We start from the raw sequence: 22,311 nt of genomic DNA, 5'->3' as shown, positions 1-22,311 counted from the left end.
TTTAGTTTGATAATCCCATTACGGAATTCTGTAAACCTTGTATTGGTTTTTACTGTAGTTTTGTTACTGATCAGATTTTGGAACTACGTTTTTGATTGAGGCAAATATATAGGGGAGAAATGCGTTAGTGCAAGGGGGGGTAGTCGTAATTCTAGAATATCGAGGTCTTAATTCAAGAATTAAGACAAGGGTAAAATCGTCTTAAAAAATTGATTACTAGATAATTGAAACCATAAGTAATACAAAGAAAATATTAAAAGTATATTTGCTTTGTTTGAATAACAAAACATTGTTGTCTCTTTTAAAACTAATAATGAAATAACTATTATTATAATCTTTTATTAAGAAAAAGAATAATATATGAATTTACGAAAGCGATGTTATATTATGGTATTTTCATTTATTGTAGCGCAATTGGTATATGGTCAAGAACAAATATTAATAAATAAAGATTCATTAGCTCAACAAAATATCGATGAACTTTATAGTGGTTTCGATAGCAATTTTCATTCCGATAAGAAAACAGCAAAAATTTATGCTGAATTTCTTTTGCAAAAACTAAAAGAAACCAAAAGTGTTACCAAAATAGCCAGTGGATATCGAATAATGTCTAGTCTATATCTTGATGATTTTGAAATGCAAATCGCTTATCTTGATAGTGCAATATCATACGGTAAAAAATCAAAATATAAATATTATCCAACTAAGTTTTATCTTCGTAAAGGAGCACTTTGTGCCGATAAAGGTTTCTTTAACAAAGCCATGAATAGTTATTTGAAAGGGTTAGAGTTTGCTCAAAAGAAAAACGATCAAGAAAATGAATTTGCTTTTACTCATAATATAGCTCTATTAAAAAGGAAACTTGGCAAGTATAAAGAAGCTAAATACCTCTTTAAAAAGTGCCTAAAATTTGAAGAATTAAAGGTAGAAAAATCAAAAAAAGATTCATTAAGTTATTTAGTTACCCTTGCCGATTTGATAACGACTTATTTAAGGAATAAGGAGATCGATTCAGCATATATTTATAATGCTGAAGGAATGAAAATTTCCAAAAACATCTACATAGAAAATCTTTTTAAATTAAACGAAGGTATTATTAAGTATCATCAAAAAAAATACACCAATTCTATCTCTGAGATTGAAAAAGTTTTGTCAAAAAATAATAAATATTATTTTTCGAATTACAATGTAATAGACGCTTATTATGCATTAGGAAAATCATATGAAGCGACCAAAAAAGAAGAAAAAGCTATTTTTTATTTTAAAAGGATAGACTCTCTGGTTCTGGAAACAAATTATCTGATTCCAGAAATTAGACCTGCATATAATGCGTTAATTAAACATTATAAGTCCATAGAGAATAAAAATAATCAACTACATTATATTAATAGGCTTTTATACAACGATAGTATTCTCAATCATAACTATAGGGAACTCAATGACAAGATGATCAAAGGTTTTGATACTCCAATTTTGCTATCAGAAAAAGAAAAACTGATTGGAGAGCTAGAAATTAAAAATAGTCGTTCAAATTATAGTCTCATTATTGCCCTCTTAGTTATTTTTCTCATCACAATATCGTTAATCTTTAATTATAAAAGGCACAAAAGATATAAGTTCAGATTTGAAGAATTGATGAAAAACACCCAAGAAAAGACAGCTCCCGTTAATTCACCAACAATTCAGGCTACCTCTATTGGAATTGCAGATAATATCGTAGAAAAAATTCTAAATGGCCTACAAGATTTTGAGAAAAATAATGGTTTTACCAATTCAGTCATTACTTCTGCTGTTTTAGCAAAAAAACTCAATACGAATACCAAATATTTAACTCAAGTAATTAAACATCATAAGCAGAAAAAATTTTCACCATATATCAATGATTTAAGAGTAAACTATATTATTGATCAATTAAAGAAAGATCAAAAACTACAACAATATACAATTAAAGCTTTGGCAGAAGAGGCTGGGTTTAATTCCGCAGAAGTTTTTTCTAAGTACTTTTTTAAAAAAACGGGAATTTATCCTTCGTATTTTGTAAAAAAAATTCAATCATCTGATTTTCAATAATTTATTGTATTTTTTTGTTGTCTTAATTCTAGAATTAAGAGTTATTTAGCAATTAATTATAGTTTAGTTTAACATATATTTGTAGAAAAGAAGATTAACTTAACATTTTAAAAATGAAGAAAACAAAAAAATTATCGCTAAGTAAAATTACTGTTAGTAGGTTAACAAGAAATGAAAAAAGTTCTATTTATGGAGGTACAATAGATAAAGGCTGTGGTACCAAGAGTATACCCGGAAAGCCAATTTGTCCAGACTCGGATGGTTGTGCTGAAACTATTGAAGGACCACAATGTAATTAACTATTATAATTTAATATTCATTTATTAATTTAACATCATTTTTATTTTGAAAAATTCAGTTTCTATAATTAAGACGGGAATGGTTATCATTATGTTTATTTCATGTAAAGCAAAAAAATATGAATATGAAGTAGATTTAATAAATTCAGTTTCAGTTGTTGATTCTTATCACGGTCAGAAAATTGAAGATTCATATAGAAACATTGAGGATCTGGAGGATTCTACTGTGGTTGATTGGCTACGAAAGCAAGGGGATTTTGCATATAACATTTTAAAAAAAATACCGGCAAGACAGTCATTAATAGATAAACAATCATCCTATGAATGGGAAGATGAATTCTCTTATAGGTCTGTAGTTTATTCAGAGAACGGTAAGTTTTTTTTTAAAAGAAAAAAAATAGGTGAAGAAAATTATAAACTATACTACAAAAGTAGTTTGGAAGCTGAAGAGATTTCGCTATATGATCCAAAGGCTTTTAAAGATGGTTCTTATAGAATTAGTTTTCTTAAACCAGATTCCAGAGGTAATAATATTGCAATAGGTTTGTCTAAGAGAGGAGAGCAAACTTCAAGTATAATAACACTGAATGTTGAAACAAAAGAAGTATCTCCAAGAACTCTTACAAATTGTGTGATTGATTTTGCAGGTATTTATTGGTTGTCCGATAATTCCGGTTTTATTTACTTATATAGTAGTAATAATGATGTTAAAAGTGATAAATTCTCTATGGAAATGCAATCTGTTTTATATAAGTTAGGGAGTGATCCAAATAAACAAGTAGATATATTTTCCAAAAAAAACAATCCAGAACTTAACTTACAATCGGAAGACTTCCCAATTGTTTATAATTGGGGGACTCATGATGGCTATTTATTCGCAGTAGTAGGTGGAGCAGATTCTTTTTACGATGTTTATTATAAAAAAGAATCTGATATACTTTTAAAAAATAGCCCTTGGCTTCCTCTTTACAAGAAAAGTGATAAAATAAAAAGTTTTCGTGTAGACAATAAAGATAACCTAATCTATTTATCTGCCAAGAATTCATCTTACCATCAAATACTGAAAACTCCAATGTCTAAACTTGATTTTGACAACCCAGAAATTCTAGTTCCTGAAAATAGCGGTTATGTTATAACGAAGTTTCATATTACTAAGGATGGTATATATTATACAACTAAAAAAAATGGTGTTGAAGCAAAATTATACCATCTCGAAAAAGATAAACAAAAGGAAATAAAACTTCCAAAATCGATGGGACAAATGAACATTCAATCGCAAAGTATTGAACAGGATTTTTTAAAAATTAGTGCTAGAGGTTATCTCACTCCAATTACACATTATTTATATGATTTAGCAACTCACGAATTTGCTGTAGAACCTATTAAACCAATAAAGGAATATCCAGAGTTTAATGAATTAGTAGTGGAACATATGGAAATACCTTCCCATGATGGGGAATTAGTTCCTATTTCAATAATACGAAATAAGAATAATATTATTAATGGTGAAGTTCCAACATTATTAATGGGTTATGGTGCTTATGGAGGAGCTGGAAGTACTTCTTTCAGTCCTAGCTTACTAACCTGGGTTACCGAAGGAGGAATTCTTGTTTTTTCTCACGTGCGTGGCGGAGGGGAAAAAGGTGAGGCTTGGCATCAAGCTGGTTTTAAGACTACCAAGCCCAATACCTGGAGGGATATGATTGCTACAACAGAATATATGATCAACAAAGGGTATACCAATCCAAAGAAAACTGCAATTTGGGGAACCAGTGCAGGAGGAATATGTGCAGGCAGAGCGATGACAGAAAGACCGGATTTGTACCAAGCTGTGATTTTAACATCCCCTGCTCTAAATATGTTACGCAGCGAAGTACAACCAAACGGAAAGAATAGTATTAAGGAATTTGGAACCGTAGCTATTAAAGAAGAGTTTGAGGCATTATTAGAAATGGACTCTTATCATCATCTCGAAAAAGGAGTGGGATATCCAGCAACTTTTGTAACTGGAGGCATGAAAGATGGAAGAGTGGCTATATGGGATCCTGCTAAATTTGTTGCAAAACTACAGGCTTATAACAAAAATGACGTTCCAACTCTATTTGGAGTAAAATTTAACGAAGGACACGCAGCAACTGGAGCAACTAAAATGGAAATTTATGAGTTATACTCAAATGCCTTTTCCTTCGCTTTATGGCAAATGGGATTTGAAAAGTATCAACCAAATTTTTAGAAGTTATAAATTTAGGTTATTCAACTAATCAATAATGCTTCATTCCATTTAGAGTAATGATTTTCTATATAATTAATGATTGCTAGCCCAATACCAGAAATACCTCCCAAAAACTTTTGATTAGATTTCCACGAGTAGTCATCAAGTTCCTTGTATCCGGCATAACCGTCTTTATGTGTGGCTAAATCCAATGAGACATTAGCCCAATATTCAATGCTATTTTTAAATATGAGGTTTTTGGTTTGATTGTAAATTTGGTTATAGAGATTTAAAACACCATAAGCACCATGGCAAAGTCCTGCATCCAATATACGGGTTTCTTCAATGTCTTTTCTTAGAGTAGTTTTAATTAACACTTCAATCGCCTCATTGATCAAAAAAATGTCTTTAAGAGATTGCCCAGATTTTAGTATAGAAAGACCGATACCTAAATCACCATAACACCAAGCCAACCGGGAGTTAGATGAATCAAATCTTCCTTCAATAACCCAATTAGGAAATGATGAGGTTAATTCTGTATTCTTATGCTTGCAATTCAAGATATAGTTGCAAGCAGGCTTTAATAGGTTTTTGATTTTATCAGAAAAACTAGGATTTATTACCAATCTTGAGAGGAAATTGATAATACTTGGTATCCCATGAGCTAATCCAAGGTTGTAACCTTCTGCGATATATTCACCTGATACAATTTTAGATTTCCATCTTACTGTATCATCTTCAACTATTACTGTTTCAGAAATGGCATTAATTAAAACCATAAGATACATTTCATATCTGTTTTTTAAATCACTAGATGTAACATTTTGAAACCTTTTAAAGTAGTATAAACCTATTCCAATAGCTCCGTGCATAAAATCAAAATTATTATCCATAATAAAAGCTTTCATCTTGCCGAACAGATATTTATCTACATCTTCTGTAATAATATCTTCTTCAAGCTCTATGAATTTTTCTTCTTTTAATAATTCTAATACCCAACAAGCGCCTGCAATACCATTACAAAATGTGGGATATGTATATCCTTTCTCAATACGATTAAATGCCTCAGAGATTATCTCAGCTCCTTTTTCTCTATGTCTATCATCATCTTTATAGTTTGCATAATAAAAATGAAACATTGCATTACCAGAGATCCCGCTTAAAGCTCCAATTTCTTTATTATCATCTTTGTGATATAATAAGAAATCGGCTATTTCTTCCAGCTTATTTTCTAAGCGCTTTTTTTGATCCATGTACCTTTTTTATCAAGATTTTAAGCAATATAATAAACAGGTGTTATATTTAGCTCTTAATTTTTGAATTAAGAATGAGATTGTAAAAAATATTTTTTACACATAGTAATTATGGTGATAAAGATGATTAATCGATGTGATATGTTCATCTAATTTTTTGGCTAATTACTCAAGCTTAAAAGGAAAAAGATACGTTTGTTTTTTTTTAGAGATTAAGTTTGTTTACACAAAGGTGTTAATTAAGGTAATCTGAAAAATTAGGGCTTTATAAATTTTAGATAAAGCATCTGCTTCCATGCTGATAGAGACAAAAAAATAATTTGAATTATTAATATTACCAAGTATTATAAAAAAACACCCATAAATAAGGTAACATTTTGAATAATAGCAACACTTATCTATAGGAAGGATATTAATTGTAGTACTAAAACTAAAAAAAGATGAGCGAATATTGGAAAAAAAGAGTAAGGATAGGAAGCATTTGGGGAGCAAGTGTTGCAGTGCTATCATCCATATTCGAACTTTTCGGGCATAAGAGTTTTAGTGATATATTTTTGACTTACAGTTTTTTAATTAAGCTTTTAATTTTTATCACTTTTGGGGTGACACTTTTCGCATATGGCTTCACCATTAATAAAAAGAAATGATTCAGGGTTTTTACAATCCTTGATAGTATACTCACAACATCTATGAAACAATTCAAAAATATTTTAGTAGTACTATTCTTAAGTTCTTTTTTGTTTTCCTGTAATCAGGAAGATGAAAAGGCTATAATAGCAAAGGTAGATACAGCTTTAAACGAGCTAGATAGTATCGAATATGATATAACGATTCAAGCTTTTGCGAATCAAAAGGAAAAGTTTAAGGATAGATCTAGTTGGCATTTTGATTTTACTAAAGGTGATGATGTGCAGGATATTAAATTCTATGCATTTTCTAAAGAAGGTGAATATATTTTTAATGGTGATAGCACTTTTATTGCTCAACCTAAGATAGAAACAATTATGTTAAGAGGTGCAGAAGAAACATGTGTCCCATTACAATTATCTTTATATCCTTACAAGAAATTACTAAGTAAAATAATTGATGACCCTGATATTTCTATTTATAAAGAAGAGGATACAGTTATCAATAGTATTGATTATTATACGATACAATTAAATTTTAAAGAAAAAGAAATTGGAGATGATTGTCAAATTAATAAAGTGGAGGGTAAACAGGCTTTTTACAAGTTAATCATCGATAAAAAAACATATGTACCCAAGCAAATTATCTTGCCAAAGTTTAAGGAAGAAACCACATATCTGACATTTGATAATTTTAGGAAGGTGGATCAAAAAAGTGAAGCTTTTTGGGATGGAAAAGAACTTCCAAAAGAGTATATAAGAATGGATTCAAAAACCTTTGGAGAAAGACGTTTAAAACAATTAAATTCTTATGTAGGGAAAAAGATGGCTTCCTGGGAGTTACCCGAACTAAAAACCCAAAATAAAGTGAATCCTGCCCAGTTAAAAGGAGAAATTGTACTGTTGGATTTTTGGTTCCCTAATTGTCCACCTTGTGTAGAAAGTCAACCAGTACTAAATGAAATCTACGCGAAATATAAGAACAAAGGTTTGAAATTATATGCTGCTGAATTCACCAATGAAAAAAGAGAAGACCTGATCAACTATGTGGAGAAACAAAAAATAACATATCCTATTTTATATAATGCTAAAGTGATTGCTTCTACCTATAAAATTACTGCTGCTCCAACTGTGATAATCATTAATAAAAATGGGATCGTTATCTATGCCAAACCAGGTTTTAATAAAGAAGAAATTACAAAATTAATAGAAGAAAATCTATAGTTATAGATTAAGATATAGCCAATTTTAGAAGAATTACCATACTATAAAACAATAATTCTCGGAATTAACAGAAAATTAATTAGACAGATTTAATATGATCAATTATTTCCTAGAGTGAATTTGCTTAGCGTATTTGTAAATCCATCATATTTATGATAAATTAATTCACAGAATTTCTATTTCAGAAAAAAAAGAAAATTAAGAGGTAACATTTTTCCTATTTATGACACTTACCTATACCAGTAATTTTTATAAAGTACGAATCAAAAAAAATACACCAATACAAACTTTATTAAGGTATATTATCATATTTGTTATTTTTACACTTACATTTTTAAATACTACATTAGCGCAATCCAAAAAAGGGACTTATATCAATGCTTCCATTGGTTTGGGAATAACTGCTCCCACTGAAAATGTCGATGTATTTGGTAGTGGAATTTTTATACAGGGAGAATATGTTTGGGCTCCTAAAACATGGTTCAGTCTTAGACCGTATGCTGGTTACATCAATACATCTACTGATGAGGATAATCTTACGAATGAACTTTCAGGAGCAAGGGCATCTACAAGAGCTTTTTTTGTTGGAGGAAAAACCAAATTATCTATTCCTATTCCATGGGTTGCCCCTTATATAGAAATTGGTTTAGGAGCCTCTATAGGATCTTTTGAAACGGTAACTCCTTTTGTCAATCAAAAAAAGAGTGGTGTGTCAGTCCATATTCCATTTTCTTTTGGATTAGCAGTAGGACGACATAACAATGTTGATGTAGGATTCGCTTACTATTTTTATCCCTCATTAGAACAATATCATGGAGCTTTAGCTGTAGGGGTTTCATTTCCACTGAATAAATAAAAAAACAATAATATCCCTATGAAAAGGTTTGTAGTCAGATATGCAATACTATTGCTTATGTAAGTTGTTCCTTTTCTCTATGTGTTCCGCTATTTCAAAACAAGTTTTGACAGTTCTGGACAAGAAATAAAGAACCGCGACTCCTTTAGCAATAGTATATATAGCGTTTACAGAAGATTCCTTTGGTATTTTATATAATAGATTTGGATTCATAGTGGTATTAATATGTCATTTGTATGATCAATAGTTACTCTTTACAAGCATCTCTTACTTCTTTAAAAGACCGTATCATTTTTGCGGTAGCGCTAAAGAAGTATTTAGAGAGATATAGCATTCCGAAAACAGTTCCGCCAATTACTATGGTATTCGTTACTGTTTTTAAAATTGGTTTTTTGAAAAAGGGTTCACTTTCTTTTGTAATTTTTCTAATGGTATGAATGTTCTCCTTGATTTTCTTTTTGGAGAGATCTTTCTTGATTCTTCTTGTTTGCATAATGGATTATCGTTTTATAGGTTATGTAAAGGCATACAGTAGTAACTGTCCCTATCAGTATTTTTTTGTACCAGTGATTTTGATGGGCAAGGGTTTCACATCGATTTTTATAAAAAGTAAGTTCTTGTGGAATATCTCTTGCTACTTCTAATGCAGCACAGTCCAATATGTTTTCTGGTAATTGCATACGCTTTTAGTATTTATGATGTTTTACGGATGATATAATTTTCATGTTCCAGTTTGGTAATTCCATATTCATATACACAATGCCAAAGGGATTCGTCCATCATCATATGATGCGTAAATACTCCAAACGCATATCCGGCTCCTAGCATAAAATCTTTACTTCGTTTTACACGTTCGTTGTCACCTAAGATGGAGTGCAACACCTTTCTGTTGTTTTCTAAGGCTTTGTTGATTGCTGCCATTGCCATTCTTTTTTTTCTAGCTTTTTCATTGTTAAACTTGATCTGATTTTCTCTGCTCTTGTATTTTTGATTGCTACGATTTTTCGTAAATTCTTGGTTCGTAAAAGGGTCGAATGCTTTATTTTCCATACGTGTTGTTTTTGGTAAATGTAGTTGGAAAAAGTCATTAATTTGAGGGTTTTGAACAGCTCAAACGGTATATAACGTAATACAACCCAATCTAACATAAAGTGTTATAGATTAGCATAAGTTTAGATGATTGGAATTTATATTTCCATAACAAAATCTAATAAAATCCAAATTCATCTAAATTAATTTGGATTTATGCAGGTTTCTTTGGCATTTTTTAGCATTCCACCCTGGTAAAGTAATATATATTACTTTACCAGGGTGGAATGTGATATGCCTTGAAGAAGAATTTTCCATCAATTTCGCAGCATTGAAGTTGGATTTTCGATAGCTTGCAAATGGTAAAAAATTTCTCTTCCTTTTTGAGTTTTTGCCAATTGACAAGGAACATCGTTGGCATCCAGAATTTCATAGTAATTACCAGATAATTCCTTAAGTCGTTCCCGAATGGTTCGATCTCCACAGGAAAATGTTTGACATAAATCGGTAATTAATTCCTTTCCTGATACTTTTCCAGTCATATAGGAAGACAGAAATTCTTTGACTTCCGTAAGATTTCCTTTTTTGCTTTGATTACCTATTGTGGAAATACTGGAAATAACTGCATTTGCCAGTTTCAAACGTTTAGTTGTTTCACAGAATTCCATTACGGCAGTATCTGGTTTTCTACCGTTTCTATTTTTAGGAAATTGGATTAAAATCAAATCCGATGCTTCGGGTTGCTTTTCGTTTTCAAAAGCCGTTCGAAAGGTAAATGTAGCCTTGTTGGTAATTTCTGTTCCTAAATGCCCTCTGGGTTTTGCATCCATTTGACTTGGATTTTCGTGTATTACTGCAATAAAGGAAATTTGTTTTTTTCTATTGTTGATTTCATCATTGAGCTTATCATTCAGTAACAAACTATCTTGTGTACTATTAAAATCCATCACACAATCAGAAACCACATCCAGGACTACTACCAGATGTTCATCTTTTAATTGTTGTTGTACATCATCCATGTATTCGCATAGTGCTGCAAAGCGATCTGCCCTTGGTGTATTTACTAAAGAGGTATAATGGAAATTCTTTGGTTTTTCCATAATTCCATAACCAGCATCCAATTGGATTTCCTGTAATGCTTTTGGTAATTGATACGCAAGGTTACGCTCCGTATCGACATAGCATACGTGAGAAGGCATATCAGGATTAGAAACAAACCCGAGTAAGGGGTTGGTACAGTCTTTCTTTTTAAGTAAAGCACTGCATAGGGTTTGTGCTAGCCTGCTTTTGTGCGTGCCTGATTTACCCTGTATCAAATGGATGCTTTGTGCGAATACGATTCCCTTTCCAAGATGGGTTAATAATGATGGAATTTCCTGTATTTCTGATGCTACCGCCTTTGTAAGTTCTTGCGAGATGTCGCTTAGCTTAGTAAAGTATTTTCCAGTAACTTTTGCCTTCAAGATTGGAGGGTCAAATACAGTCATCGTATCATCAGAAAGCACATTTCCATTTTTAAAAAAGTCAGAAATATCTTTGCCATCTTTCGGATCTAGTTGCGGTAAGATTGCTCTATACAACTGAAATTTTTCCGCCAGTTTTTGGGATTGCTGTATGCCGGTAGAATCCATATCGTATAATACAACTACTTTGATAAAACGTGCTTTCAATTCTTTGATTAGATCAAGAGGTGGTAATGAGGTTTCGCTATTAAAACAAATAGCATGATATCCCTTTGCATATAAGCTGAGTACATCTTTTTCGCCTCCAGTTATAAATATCAAATCACCAGATTCTGGAAGTTTAGATATGCCAAAGGCATAATCTTTATGTTTTTTGCCAATCCAGGAAAATTTAAATGTTGAAGACAAGGGACTGTATAGCTTATAACAATTTTTAGAAACTTGATACGCAAATATTGGATTGTATAAAGTGGAATCAATATGAAATGGTTCTCCGTTTTCTTTAAATCGAATGACTTTATTAACAGGGAGAACCCCAAAATTCTCTAGATGTATAGGAAGAATTCCATAGGCTTTCCAATACCTTGCATTTTCTTCATTCCAAGCGGAGTGAAAATGAATCTCTGGTTGTTTTTTGGCAACTGATGTTCCTAAACCTAAACTAAAATCCTGATTGATTTGTTGTAAGGCTTCGGGAAAACTGCAGCCCTTCAATTTCATAATCAAATCAAAAACAGTTCCATCACAATCTGGAATTGCAAAATCCTTGTAGCACCAAGTACCGGAATGCGTTTTGAAAATATTAAAGGAAGGTGTTTTTTGTTTTTGAGAAAGAAAAGGATTGGAAATAAGACTACCATGTTTTAATAAACCTTTATTATGATATGGTTTTAGGTAAAAGTTTAAGAGCGTATAAGAGTCGGTTAAACTCAAGATGTTTTTTTTATTTAAAATTTTATATGATTCCATAATTTTTATTTTTTATTGTCATTCTGAGCGTCTGATGTATTTTATTCGTTGTATACAATTGTGTATTCTATCACGTATGTCACGCTGAGCTTCCTCCATAGGCGGACAAGTGTCAAAGAGTTTTTTCTACAATAATTTGCTTCGACAAGCTCAGCATGACAATACTTCTGAGGTTCAACGATAGTCTATACTCAAAGACAGGCTTGGTCTGACATTATTTTCTTATTAATGTTTTGTAATACCCCAAAGCACTATCATATCGATAAAAGGTTCCGAGAATGCAGTATCCATTATTAGGAAATTGTAGTTGCTCTGCCGATTGCTCAATATGATATGCCATTTGGTCTGGATTATAAAGAAGCATCCAGGTCATAGCGATCATCTTTTTCTGCAAGTTGCAAGATCAATGTAATAGTATGCTCCTTGTGATAACAGAACCGTTTTCCTATTTTTAAAGGAATTAAAGGTAATTCTCCAGAAGCTATCAGTCTTGCAATTTTCTGTCTTGATATCGGTGGACTAAAGAGCTTTCCTACTTCACTGATACTTAAAAAAACTGCATGAGGACTTATTAATTCATTTGGATTTTTCATCATTTAGAAGTTTTTAAGTAGTTATGAGCTTCTATAGTTTCGATTACGGAGGGTTTTCCGCTATGAATCCAATCAATCAGTACTTTTTTAGAAAAGGTAAGTGGTTTTCCACGTGATAATACTGGGATTTCATAGCGACTAATCTTAGAATACATCGTAGGTTTGCTATAGCCTGTAAGTTCACAGGCTTCATCAATAAAGATGATATCCCTATCTGCTCTATGCAGCGTTGATTCTTTTTCATTAGATAACACTTCTTGTAACTGCTGTCTAATGATTCTTCTGTTTAATTGTATATACTCCTCTACTGTAAGCGTATATAGTGGTTTTAATAGATCACTCATTATTTTGTGATTTTTAATAATTAATAATGAGCATTGCGCAATGCTTTGTTTTATTAGAATTCTGATGCTAAATAACAAAGGATATCGAGGCAAAAACTATGAAGAAAAGGCATTGCATGGTGTGCATGGTACACAGTTACTCCGAACACTTATTGGTATTGGTTTGTGATTGTAGGATTACATCAAAAAAACTAGTGCCATGCATTGAAGAATGTAGAAAAAACAATCAAAGTATTGCTTTGATTATGGGAATTGTGCCACTATTTTTCTGAAGATACGTTTTGTGTTTTCCGATGGAATACTGTTTCCTAAATTTCTAGGGTTAAAATCTTCTTTGTTTTTATCGATAAAACATGTAGAGGTAAGTACCCATATTCCAGTGTTAGGTTTTACTATTTTGTTTTGGCTGCAAAGGATACTAATAAAAGCATTTAAGTCTACTGAATTAGCTGTCCAATGAATCTTTTTTAAAGGTATTGATTCTTCAGAAAACAAAGATTTAAATTGAGTATAGGAAGTTTCATTATGAACGTATTTATTATCCAATAATCCATGAAATATATCTAAAAACTTTTGATTGTTCTTTTGAAAGAAATTTGGGGTGGACATAGAGCCTATTAGAGTATAGGAACTTGAAGTAGGTTTTTGTTTGTTAGATTTTTTATGGATTTTTTGTTTGGGTAATTTTTTAATATCTAGGATGTATCTGGTGATCTTTTCATAAATTTTATCATCTATGAAATCATGCTGAATTATTAAATTATCTAGAAAGACCATAAATTCTAAAAGATCATTATTAAAATTAGCTCGCAATTGGTACTCAAAAAAATCATCTAAAAGAAATATATTTTCTACATATTGATCTACTTTCAGCGCGAAGAAATAATGAAAATCTTGATCTACTCTGGGAATAGTAATAAGTTGTGGCAAGTAATACAAAGCTCCTTTAAAATCAAACCAACCAAGACGGATTCTTTCTTTAAATGACTTCTTTTCTTTGTAGATCTTTTGGAACGCTACATATGTTTCGCCAGAGTTTTCTTTTGTTAAATAACTTTTGCCATAATGAATACATATATCAATTGCATTACGATAAAGTTCTAAGAAATGTTTTCTGTTGTAAGTATTGCTTTTTGCTTTCTTCTCGTATTTTAGCTCTTCTTCAAAAAGATATTTTTCATAGTTCCAGATATCCGATAGTTCTATATTGAAATTATTAAGATGATTTGTGTTCATAATGGTATTCTTAATACTTGTGCAGTTGTAGTTTTATTTCTTTTCCCTATATATGAGTGTCGGATTAAGGTAGTATGTTACCTAATGACTGTGTTAAATTTATAAGGAAAATAAAGGTACTTAGAGGATTAAATTGACATAAGATACCTAGTATACTTTGCTAGATATAGCTAATCAGTTGCTATTAGCGATATCTTTATTTATTTTTATAAACTGTCAATGCGCTGTTCTAATTATACTCTTATTATATGTACCTATTTTTTGACACAGAAACCACAGGATTACCTAAAAACTGGAAAGCTCCGGTTACTAACTTGAACAATTGGCCCAGGATGGTTCAGATTGCTTGGATCCTATGTGATGAGCAAGGTAATCGTATAGAATCAGACGATTTTATTATTAAACCAGAAAATTATATAATTCCTATAGCCGCTTCTAGAGTACACGGAATTTCTACAGAAAAAGCAATTGCTGAAGGTGTAGATCTCAAAACGGTATTAATGAGATTTGATGATTTGGTAAAAAAGGCTGATTACATTGTTGCTCACAATATCAATTTTGATGAAAAGATTATGGGTGCAGAGTTATTATGAAAAAAAGTAAAAAGTGATTTTCTGAAAATGAAGAAACTGTGTACAATGCTTACTTCTACTAATTATTGCAAAATCTCAGGTAATTATGGTTATAAATGGCCAACATTGTCAGAATTACATATCAAATTATTCGGAGAAGACTTTGAAGGTGCTCATGATGCTTCAGCAGATATCATGGCAACGGAGAAATGCTTTTGGGAAATGAAACGATTGGAATGGATTTAAAATTTAAACAAATAGTAAAATGAGTGTTATTGACTTTACCGAACAACAAATAAAAACATTTGTAGAAAGCAAACGACCAATAGAAGAAATTAGAGATCAATTAGATATAGGATATAGCTATGATGGCAGATCTGCAGAAATATTAGAAATCCGTCCGCAATGGGATGATCCCTCAATTATCCATAAATACCCTATTGCTAAAGCAACTTATACCAAGTCCCAAAAAATATGGAAAATATATTGGAAACGTGCCAGTGGAAAATGGCAATCTTATGAGCCACAATCTGAAGTCACAACAATTCAGGATTTTCTATCGATAATTGAGGAGGATACTCATGGCTGTTTTTGGGGATAGGTACTATTTTAAAGTGTTTTCCAAAAATCAACTGATTTCTAGATAATCAGATTGTGTTCATGTTTTTCACATTAATGATTATAATATGATAAATTAATAAGGATAGCTTTAGTGTTTTTATGTGCCTGCATTTATACGAACAGATAATTACGGAAATCCTTACTAACTATTGTTTTCTGTTTTATACTTTTGATAATTAGCCTTTTAAATCATTCATTATGTATAAAAAACTACTTTTTATAATTGTCCTTTTCATTCAGAGTTTTTTGTTTTCTCAAAGCAGTTCAATTACATTAATATCCTGGAATATTCGTGATTTAGGAAAAACAAAAGATACTAAAGAATTAGAGCAAATTGCTACTATCATAAAAGATGCAGATATTGTGGCCATACAAGAGATTGTTGCGGGTTTTGGTGGAGCACAAGCTGTAGCAAAACTAAGTGATATCCTTAATAGAAAAGGAGCAACCTGGGATTATGTAATTAGTAACCCTACACATAGCCCTCCTTATATGACAGAAAGATATGCCTATATCTGGAAAACAAAACATATTAAAATTAAAACAAGAGGAAGATTACTTAAAGAAGTAGATGCTGAAATTGATAGAGAACCTTTTTTGATTGATTTTTATATAAACAGAAGAAAATTCACAATTCTAAACTTTCACTCACGTCCTTATAGTAAAAACCCCAAACCAGAAATAGAAGCGCTGACAAAGTTCGTAGCAGATTCTCTTAAAACACCGCTAATTTTGGCAGGCGATTTTAATACGAATGAAAATGATGCGGTATTCTCTTCATTTAAAAAAAGCGGCTACAGTGTAGCTACCACCAATAAGAAAACTACTTTAAAACGCTCTTGTGTAAGTGGTTCCTATCTTAATTATATTATAGATAATATTTTTTATTCTAAAAATATTACAAAAGTTAAAGGAGGTGTTATAGATTTTGTAAAGGCCTGTGATGAACTTACTAAAGCAAGAAAATTGTCTGATCATCTACCTGTTTATTTGAAGTTTACGTTCTAACTAAAATCCAAAAAACCCTTTTTTATCTTTGTTTTCTTCATTGTATGTTTTCAACTTTGTGATCAATACTTCATCCAGTTCAAGGATAGAAGTATTGATGTCTGATAGATTGGTTTTTAAGGACTCTTCAATTGCCAAAACTTGATCCGTTAATATTTTTATTTGATTCTCCTGAAGTAGTATTTTTAGTTTTGCATTGGTCTCATCTGTCATTGTATGGATGGTGTTTTTACTGATTTCTAAGGATTGTATTATTGTCTTTTCTCCTTTAGTAGTGATGTGTTTCACTTTCGTATCTAAAGTGTTTTCAATAGTTATCATAGTATCTTCCATTTCATTTTGAATGTTTTTTAGACTTTTTTCATAGCCTGAAATCAACAGTTTACTTTTACTATATATTTTTTCTAATGCTTCGTGACTATTTACCAATAGCGGTTTTAACTCTTGATTTTTAGAAATGTTTTCTTCAGTTCGTTGTAGTAAGTTTTGTAACAATGTATTGGTCTCTTTTACCAATACAGCTAGGGATTGATAATCTGATTTTATAAAACTGGTTAAGTCATGAAAATTCTTTCTATAATTTTTAGTAAATGTTGTAGTAGTATCTCCAATACCTTTTAGTGTATTTTCCGTGTTTTGAGAAAAAGCAGTGACATTTTGATTGATGTTATTAACACTTTGATAAAATGATTGGTTGATTTTTTGAAGTTCACTAGTGATATAATTATGATTATTCTTTTTATAAGCGTTCAGATATTTTCTTAATTGATACAGTACTATGATATGAGTAATTGTAAGTAAAATGATTAGATATATCATAAGACATTAGATTATTTTAATGGTTAACTTTTTTATAACTTTCCATTGGTTTCCTTCTAGTTGCATTTCTCCATCTTCTCCAATTTGCTCGATTGTAGTACCAGTTCTATTAAAGTTTTCGCTGCTAAGGTTACAAATAGGTAATAGGAAAACATCATAACTCTGGATACCTGCCTGCATCATATCAGGATAGTCATATAGTAGGCTGAAAGTTCCTCTAGAAGTATCATTAGGATCTATTATCAATTGTATTGCACTATCGCGCTCCTTTATTTTTGATTTTTTATCATCAGATAATGTTCCTTGATCATCTGCAAATGGAAAATATACTCGTAGGTTATCTCGAATTCTTTTTGCTATTTCTAGTTCAATATGTTGTTTAATTTCACTAATACTGTTTAATAGCTCATCATCATTTATTGTTATAGGTAATTCGTTAATTAAATTTCTTTTAGACCTATCAGTGATTATATGTATTTCTTCTGTAGAAATAGCTTCACTATCAAGGATAGGTATAAAAGATTGAGATTGTATTTCTTGTTCAACTTTTTCTTTTGCTTGTTGTCTATCATTGCATTTTTTTAATTGCGTTTCAAATGTTATAGTGTCATTTTTTAGTCTTTGTTCAATGAATATTTGTAATTCATCTTTTGCAAAAAACTGATTGGATGCAGCATCCAGTAGTAATTTTGATTTAAATATGTCTAATTTGTTGCGTATACTTGATACACAATCATTAGTATATGTAGAAGAAAGTGTGTTAATCCATTTAGTATATTGTTCTTTTGTGATCCTCTCAATTTCCCGAATGGATATAGTATTTGTTGTAGTTTCTGATATATCCGAAATAGTGGTATCCGTAACGGTTGACCTCTTTTTTATTCTAAAAAATAAGATTCCTAAAAGAATGTTTAAAACCAGACTTATGATTAAAATTATCAATAGTATGGCGCTATAATCTTTTATAATAGTTCCAAAACCTTGTGTTGATTCTGGTTGTTTTTTTTCTTCAGGAATTAGTGTTGGTAGCGTGTCTAATCTATCTGGATTAATCTCTAGTACTTTGAAATTATTAGTAGCAAGTTCAATATCTTGTTGAATTTCTGATTTTAGCTTTAGATACCGCTTATCATTTTCTTTTTTCAAAGTTATAATACTGTCTTTGAAGAAATTTGAAGCTGTAAAAGAGTTTATCTCTTTTTTGAATTCCTGTTCAGAAGTGTATTCATAATCAAGATAATTTTGTTTTATCTTAATAAACTCTTCTACAAATGATTTTACTCTTTTTTCTCCATCCCACCTAAGTTCAGAAGAAAAATCATCAAGCTTTAGTCCTTTAATCTTATCGGCTTCGGTTGTGTCTGATTCATAGACACGATCTTTTAGGACTAAATAGATACTTCTATAACCAATGCTATCAAATAGTTTTTCAATTAGTTCTTTATTTACTTCAGTCACCTCATTAGTTGTAGATTGACCAATGAGTGTATAGCAATTTAGTAACAGAAGGATTAGTAATGAAAATTGTTTTATTTGTATATTCTTTTTCATTATTATATTCCTTTAAATTGGTTTATTTTGTCTGATACAATGATCTTAGAGAATGCATATAGGTATGCTTTTATAGCTTCGAAAAATAAAGAGTCACTTAGTATAGATTCTTGCTCCACCGTTATTTTATGATTGATGACTTCTCTAATGGTATCACTTATTTTAGAAGAGTCAGAAAAGAATTGTTGTAATTTCTTTGGGTTGTAAGATTTCTCTAGCCCAAAGTTTTTGATCAAGTCAGCATCAAACCACAATTGATCAAAGAAGTAGTTAAAAAAATCGATTACATTTTCGGTTACTTCTTGTATTGTGGGATCGGATTTTTGTATAAAATTTGAATATTGAACGGTCTTCTTCTTATCGGTATCTGTAGCAAGAATCAAGTCTTTTGCATTTCCTACTGAGATATAAAAATTATTGGTGTCTGCTTCTGGATTTGCTTTTATCTGTTCTAAACCTTTAATACCACCAATAGCCGTAGATTCTTTTGGGTTTTGTAAGATTTGGAGCTCTATTGATGGAATTTCTTCTTTATTAAAAACTTGCTTCAGGATATGATGTGTAAGATTGGCGATACCTTTAGAACGATTTAAGTCATTGGATCCGTTAGTAATCTCTAATAACTTGGCTCCATTTCCACTTACTCCAATATAGGATGGAAATTTATGAATACCACTCATTTGGAGAATCTGAAAGGAGTGATAAAAGATGGCACTGTTATGAATTAGAAATAGTAATTTGAATTCACTATCCAACATCAGTTTTTTATTAAATCCTTTATAGTTAAAAAAGTAACTGATCAAATCAGTAGATAGTAACCCTTTAGAACTTTTGATATAATCAATAATATCTGTTTTAGAAAAATCGGGACCAAAAGTCTTCCGCATAATGGCTTCATATTTGGATACAAAACCATTATCAAAAGGATCATGCCCACTATGAGACTCAAAAAGACTGTTTCCTGCAAATCTAAAAGAGGTAGTTAAAGCAGGTTTATTATTTTCAAACACAATCATATCTGTGGTTCCGCCACCAATATCGAGATTCATATAGATTTCTCCAGCGCCAAAAGTTCTGTCATAACTATAATAAGGAGCCCAGGATTCTGTAATACTTGTTAGCTTTTCTGTGTTTGATGATTTACTGTAATAACTGCTGTATAATTCATTCCAGATATCATTGAAAACTGTCATTTGATTACTCCCCATACTTAGTGGCTTAAACCATAATAAATTAGATGTACCGGGATTGACCCCTTCACTTAATAGTTTGTTTCTACCCATCCAGATGAGTTGTTCTATAAATGCTTTTAGTTTGTTTTGTGCTGCAATATTAGTTCCATCTGTTACTCCCCATTTGATATTAGAATGCACAAAATCAAAATCCCGACGTAATACCCGTTGTCCAAAACCAAAAGGAATATTAGTGCTAGATAGTACATTTATAGTATTTGTTTGTTCAGGGTTGGTGTCGTTGTCAATATTAATAATAGATCGGATAGGAAACCTGAAAAGCGTTTCATTTCCTATTAACGTAGGCAAAAACTCTGCGATCTGCGCTGCACCGTAGATAGGATTGACAGGATCTAATTCATATTTTTTGGATAACTCTAATTCTTGATTTGGTTTATGTAACATCACCATATCTGGATCTGTCATTTGTTCTGTTCCTTTGTAAGAAGATAGATTTTCTATCGTATTCCCTGTTTTAATAGCTACAAAACTATTACTGGTTCCAATATCAAAAGCAATAGCTGCATCTTCATTAGCTAATGGAATAGGTTCTCCCATTAAAGGAATTAGAATACCTTCTGAAGTTACATTTTTATCAGTGTTATTAATACGAACATGAATAGCTTCAAAAGTAGCGTCAGTCTTTGTATCCAATTGTATTTCTCCTTGCTCATTTTTGTGAATGGTGGTTACGTCTAGATAATTGGTTACGCAAGGATATTTCTCATTACTTCGTGTTCTGGAATGTGTTTTTGAAGGTATTCGGATTACTTTAGGTTTTGTGAACTCTTCTTTGATAAATTGGTATGCTATTTCTTCTCCTTTAAGATGATAAGATAATATCTTGTATTTATCATTATACTTTGTGTCAGACACTTTAAAGAATGGATAGACCCCAAATGCCATCGATGTTTTTATCAATGCTCCGAATTCGTCATTGTCAATAGTTTCTGGGTTAACAGTATCATAAGTTCTTTCAAAGCGAATAGTTCCTTTTCCTTTATCAGCCTTTACTGGAATTTCTAAAGTAACTACAATTGCACCCATTTTTAGCTTTTCAATAGAAATTTGTTTTTGTAGATCGGCTAAGGTGAAATAGTTAAAGTAAGTTTCTTTAATCGGGAGTATCACATTATCCACTTTACCAGTAGGTAACCAGAATTTATCAGTATTAGTTGGATAATCTAATTGTATCAAATGTTTAGAAAGAAGATCATCTCTAGTAATCCAAGGATATTCAATAACGGATTGAGGTAACTTTCTTTTTTGGATAGGTACGTTCGTATATAACTTAATATCTTCTGTAAATTTATTATCACCATAATAATTCCAACGCTTTTTATATATGCCTTCTAATAGTACTAAAGGAGGGTTTTTTAAGGTCTTGGATGTTTGTATAATGTAGTCACTATCTTTAATAGATCGGGTTTCTTCGAGGCTATTGAATGTATCGCAAATGAAAGGAATAGCGCCTCCTAAAAAGCTTATTTCTTGATTGTTAATTTCTAGAATTTGATATTCATTTGTATATTCTTCTACTTGATTTCTATTTAGACCATTAATAGTTTTTAAAACTTGTTGGTCTTCGATATGATTCCTGTTATGTTCAATATAGTTATATACTTCTTTAAAAGATTGCGTAATGGTAGGATTAGATGCAAAGAAGACATTCATAAATTCCTGGAAATTCGGATTTCGTTTGTACAGAGGTTCATTATTAGAGAAGAAATGACGGTTCTTATAATTGCTTTTTAAGGTTTTTGGGATTGCATCTCCAACTGTAAAAAATCCTGTATATGGAGAAGTTCCTGCAATAATGTGGTGATCTAAAAAAATCAATGTGAACTCACTAAAAGCATTGGTAATACCTCTATTACTAAATCTGGAATCTTTATTGTAATTATCGATAAAGATTCTGAGGGTTTCTGCAAAGGTTCTGATACCAGGATTATGATCTTGCTTTAAACGCTCCAACTCCTCTTTTTTCCATACTTCTATTTCAATTTTTCCTTTTAGTTTTAAGGTATCGTAGCAAAAAAGTATTTCGAATACATCCAGACAATGCGAAATGTATTTATGATATGTTGTTTTCCCCGATAGCGCAGCTACATTTTTGCCAGAATTCATATATGCCTTATTCACAAAAGAAAACGAAGTTTCGAATAAATGCATTTGTGCAAAAGGAGAGGGGATAGAAGTAACCGGTACTTCTGATGCTCCTATGTTATCCGTAATGTCTCCTATTTTTCCTTCATCGTATGGATTGTTGGGATATTGGTTCCAACCTGTAGATGGAATAACTTGTTCTTTGATTAGACTTAATTTATGTGGCAT

Annotated in this window: 20 protein-coding genes; 9 read left to right on the top strand and 11 right to left on the bottom strand. The window is 31.1% G+C overall.

Annotation, left to right across the window (positions count from 1 at the left end):
• The first annotated feature begins 360 nt into the window (after window positions 1–360).
• The 3 genes from ACWGOQ_RS06210 (at window position 361) to ACWGOQ_RS06200 (ending at window position 4,602) form a co-directional block, all read left to right on the top strand.
• On the top strand, window positions 361–2,070 hold the full coding sequence (locus ACWGOQ_RS06210; RefSeq protein WP_452055996.1) for a helix-turn-helix domain-containing protein: 1,710 nt from the start codon (window positions 361–363) through the stop codon (window positions 2,068–2,070).
• A gap of 113 nt (window positions 2,071–2,183) precedes the next feature.
• Window positions 2,184–2,369: a class I lanthipeptide gene (locus ACWGOQ_RS06205; protein WP_452055997.1), complete on the top strand. Its 186-nt coding sequence runs from the start codon at window positions 2,184–2,186 to the stop codon at window positions 2,367–2,369.
• A gap of 46 nt (window positions 2,370–2,415) precedes the next feature.
• A complete protein-coding gene (locus tag ACWGOQ_RS06200; RefSeq protein ID WP_452055998.1) occupies window positions 2,416–4,602 on the top strand; it encodes a prolyl oligopeptidase family serine peptidase in 2,187 nt (728 codons plus the stop codon).
• A gap of 20 nt (window positions 4,603–4,622) precedes the next feature.
• Here the strand turns inward: ACWGOQ_RS06200 and ACWGOQ_RS06195 are convergent, their stop codons facing one another.
• Window positions 4,623–5,834 (bottom strand): lanthionine synthetase C family protein, encoded by a 1,212-nt coding sequence (locus ACWGOQ_RS06195; RefSeq protein ID WP_452055999.1) that lies wholly within the window; start codon window positions 5,832–5,834, stop codon window positions 4,623–4,625.
• Between the two features lie 689 nt (window positions 5,835–6,523).
• Between ACWGOQ_RS06195 and ACWGOQ_RS06190 the strand changes: the two genes are divergently transcribed.
• Both ACWGOQ_RS06190 and ACWGOQ_RS06185 read left to right on the top strand, forming a co-directional pair.
• Window positions 6,524–7,684 (top strand): redoxin domain-containing protein, encoded by a 1,161-nt coding sequence (locus ACWGOQ_RS06190; RefSeq protein ID WP_452056000.1) that lies wholly within the window; start codon window positions 6,524–6,526, stop codon window positions 7,682–7,684.
• A gap of 223 nt (window positions 7,685–7,907) precedes the next feature.
• Window positions 7,908–8,540: an outer membrane beta-barrel protein gene (locus tag ACWGOQ_RS06185; protein ID WP_452056001.1), complete on the top strand. Its 633-nt coding sequence runs from the start codon at window positions 7,908–7,910 to the stop codon at window positions 8,538–8,540.
• A gap of 247 nt (window positions 8,541–8,787) precedes the next feature.
• On the opposite strand, the gene ACWGOQ_RS06180 is transcribed toward ACWGOQ_RS06185, so the two are convergent.
• The 7 genes from ACWGOQ_RS06180 to ACWGOQ_RS06150 form a co-directional block, all read right to left on the bottom strand.
• Window positions 8,788–9,033, bottom strand: a complete 246-nt coding sequence (locus ACWGOQ_RS06180; RefSeq protein WP_452056002.1) for a hypothetical protein — start codon at window positions 9,031–9,033, stop codon at window positions 8,788–8,790.
• A 200-nt stretch (window positions 9,034–9,233) separates the two neighbouring features.
• Window positions 9,234–9,590, bottom strand: coding sequence for a hypothetical protein (locus ACWGOQ_RS06175; protein WP_452056003.1), 357 nt, complete (start codon window positions 9,588–9,590; stop codon window positions 9,234–9,236).
• Between the two features lie 296 nt (window positions 9,591–9,886).
• A complete protein-coding gene (locus tag ACWGOQ_RS06170) occupies window positions 9,887–12,001 on the bottom strand; it encodes a toprim domain-containing protein (protein WP_452056004.1) in 2,115 nt (704 codons plus the stop codon).
• Window positions 12,002–12,215: 214 nt separating this feature from the next.
• On the bottom strand, window positions 12,216–12,341 hold the full coding sequence (locus ACWGOQ_RS06165; RefSeq protein WP_452056005.1) for a hypothetical protein: 126 nt from the start codon (window positions 12,339–12,341) through the stop codon (window positions 12,216–12,218).
• Window positions 12,342–12,351: 10 nt separating this feature from the next.
• Window positions 12,352–12,597: a helix-turn-helix transcriptional regulator gene (locus ACWGOQ_RS06160; protein WP_452056006.1), complete on the bottom strand. Its 246-nt coding sequence runs from the start codon at window positions 12,595–12,597 to the stop codon at window positions 12,352–12,354.
• On the bottom strand, window positions 12,594–12,938 hold the full coding sequence (locus ACWGOQ_RS06155; protein WP_452056007.1) for a helix-turn-helix domain-containing protein: 345 nt from the start codon (window positions 12,936–12,938) through the stop codon (window positions 12,594–12,596). The genes ACWGOQ_RS06160 and ACWGOQ_RS06155 overlap by 4 nt, the downstream gene beginning before the upstream one ends.
• A gap of 243 nt (window positions 12,939–13,181) precedes the next feature.
• A complete protein-coding gene (locus ACWGOQ_RS06150; RefSeq protein WP_452056008.1) occupies window positions 13,182–14,174 on the bottom strand; it encodes a hypothetical protein in 993 nt (330 codons plus the stop codon).
• A gap of 248 nt (window positions 14,175–14,422) precedes the next feature.
• Between ACWGOQ_RS06150 and ACWGOQ_RS06145 the strand changes: the two genes are divergently transcribed.
• The 4 genes from ACWGOQ_RS06145 (at window position 14,423) to ACWGOQ_RS06130 (ending at window position 16,375) form a co-directional block, all read left to right on the top strand.
• Window positions 14,423–14,767, top strand: a complete 345-nt coding sequence (locus ACWGOQ_RS06145; RefSeq protein WP_452056009.1) for a 3'-5' exonuclease — start codon at window positions 14,423–14,425, stop codon at window positions 14,765–14,767.
• A 27-nt stretch (window positions 14,768–14,794) separates the two neighbouring features.
• Entirely contained in the window at window positions 14,795–14,992 is a 198-nt protein-coding gene (locus tag ACWGOQ_RS06140; RefSeq protein WP_452056010.1) for a hypothetical protein, read from the top strand.
• A 19-nt stretch (window positions 14,993–15,011) separates the two neighbouring features.
• A complete protein-coding gene (locus ACWGOQ_RS06135) occupies window positions 15,012–15,347 on the top strand; it encodes a DUF3024 domain-containing protein (RefSeq protein ID WP_452056011.1) in 336 nt (111 codons plus the stop codon).
• A 218-nt stretch (window positions 15,348–15,565) separates the two neighbouring features.
• Window positions 15,566–16,375 carry an endonuclease/exonuclease/phosphatase family protein gene (locus tag ACWGOQ_RS06130; RefSeq protein WP_452056012.1) on the top strand — a complete coding sequence of 270 codons (810 nt, stop codon included), beginning with the start codon at window positions 15,566–15,568 and terminating at the stop codon, window positions 16,373–16,375.
• On the opposite strand, the gene ACWGOQ_RS06125 is transcribed toward ACWGOQ_RS06130, so the two are convergent.
• From ACWGOQ_RS06125 to ACWGOQ_RS06115, 3 genes are read right to left on the bottom strand one after another with little or no spacing between them, the layout of a single operon-like run.
• Window positions 16,376–17,194 (bottom strand): hypothetical protein, encoded by an 819-nt coding sequence (locus ACWGOQ_RS06125; protein WP_452056013.1) that lies wholly within the window; start codon window positions 17,192–17,194, stop codon window positions 16,376–16,378.
• Window positions 17,195–17,200: 6 nt separating this feature from the next.
• Window positions 17,201–18,745 carry a hypothetical protein gene (locus tag ACWGOQ_RS06120; protein ID WP_452056014.1) on the bottom strand — a complete coding sequence of 515 codons (1,545 nt, stop codon included), beginning with the start codon at window positions 18,743–18,745 and terminating at the stop codon, window positions 17,201–17,203.
• 2 nt (window positions 18,746–18,747) lie between these two features.
• On the bottom strand, window positions 18,748–22,311 hold the full coding sequence (locus ACWGOQ_RS06115; RefSeq protein WP_452056015.1) for a hypothetical protein: 3,564 nt from the start codon (window positions 22,309–22,311) through the stop codon (window positions 18,748–18,750).

Source organism: Aquimarina ulvae, from assembly GCF_053613295.3.
This window is presented reverse-complemented; position numbering and strand designations above follow the sequence as displayed.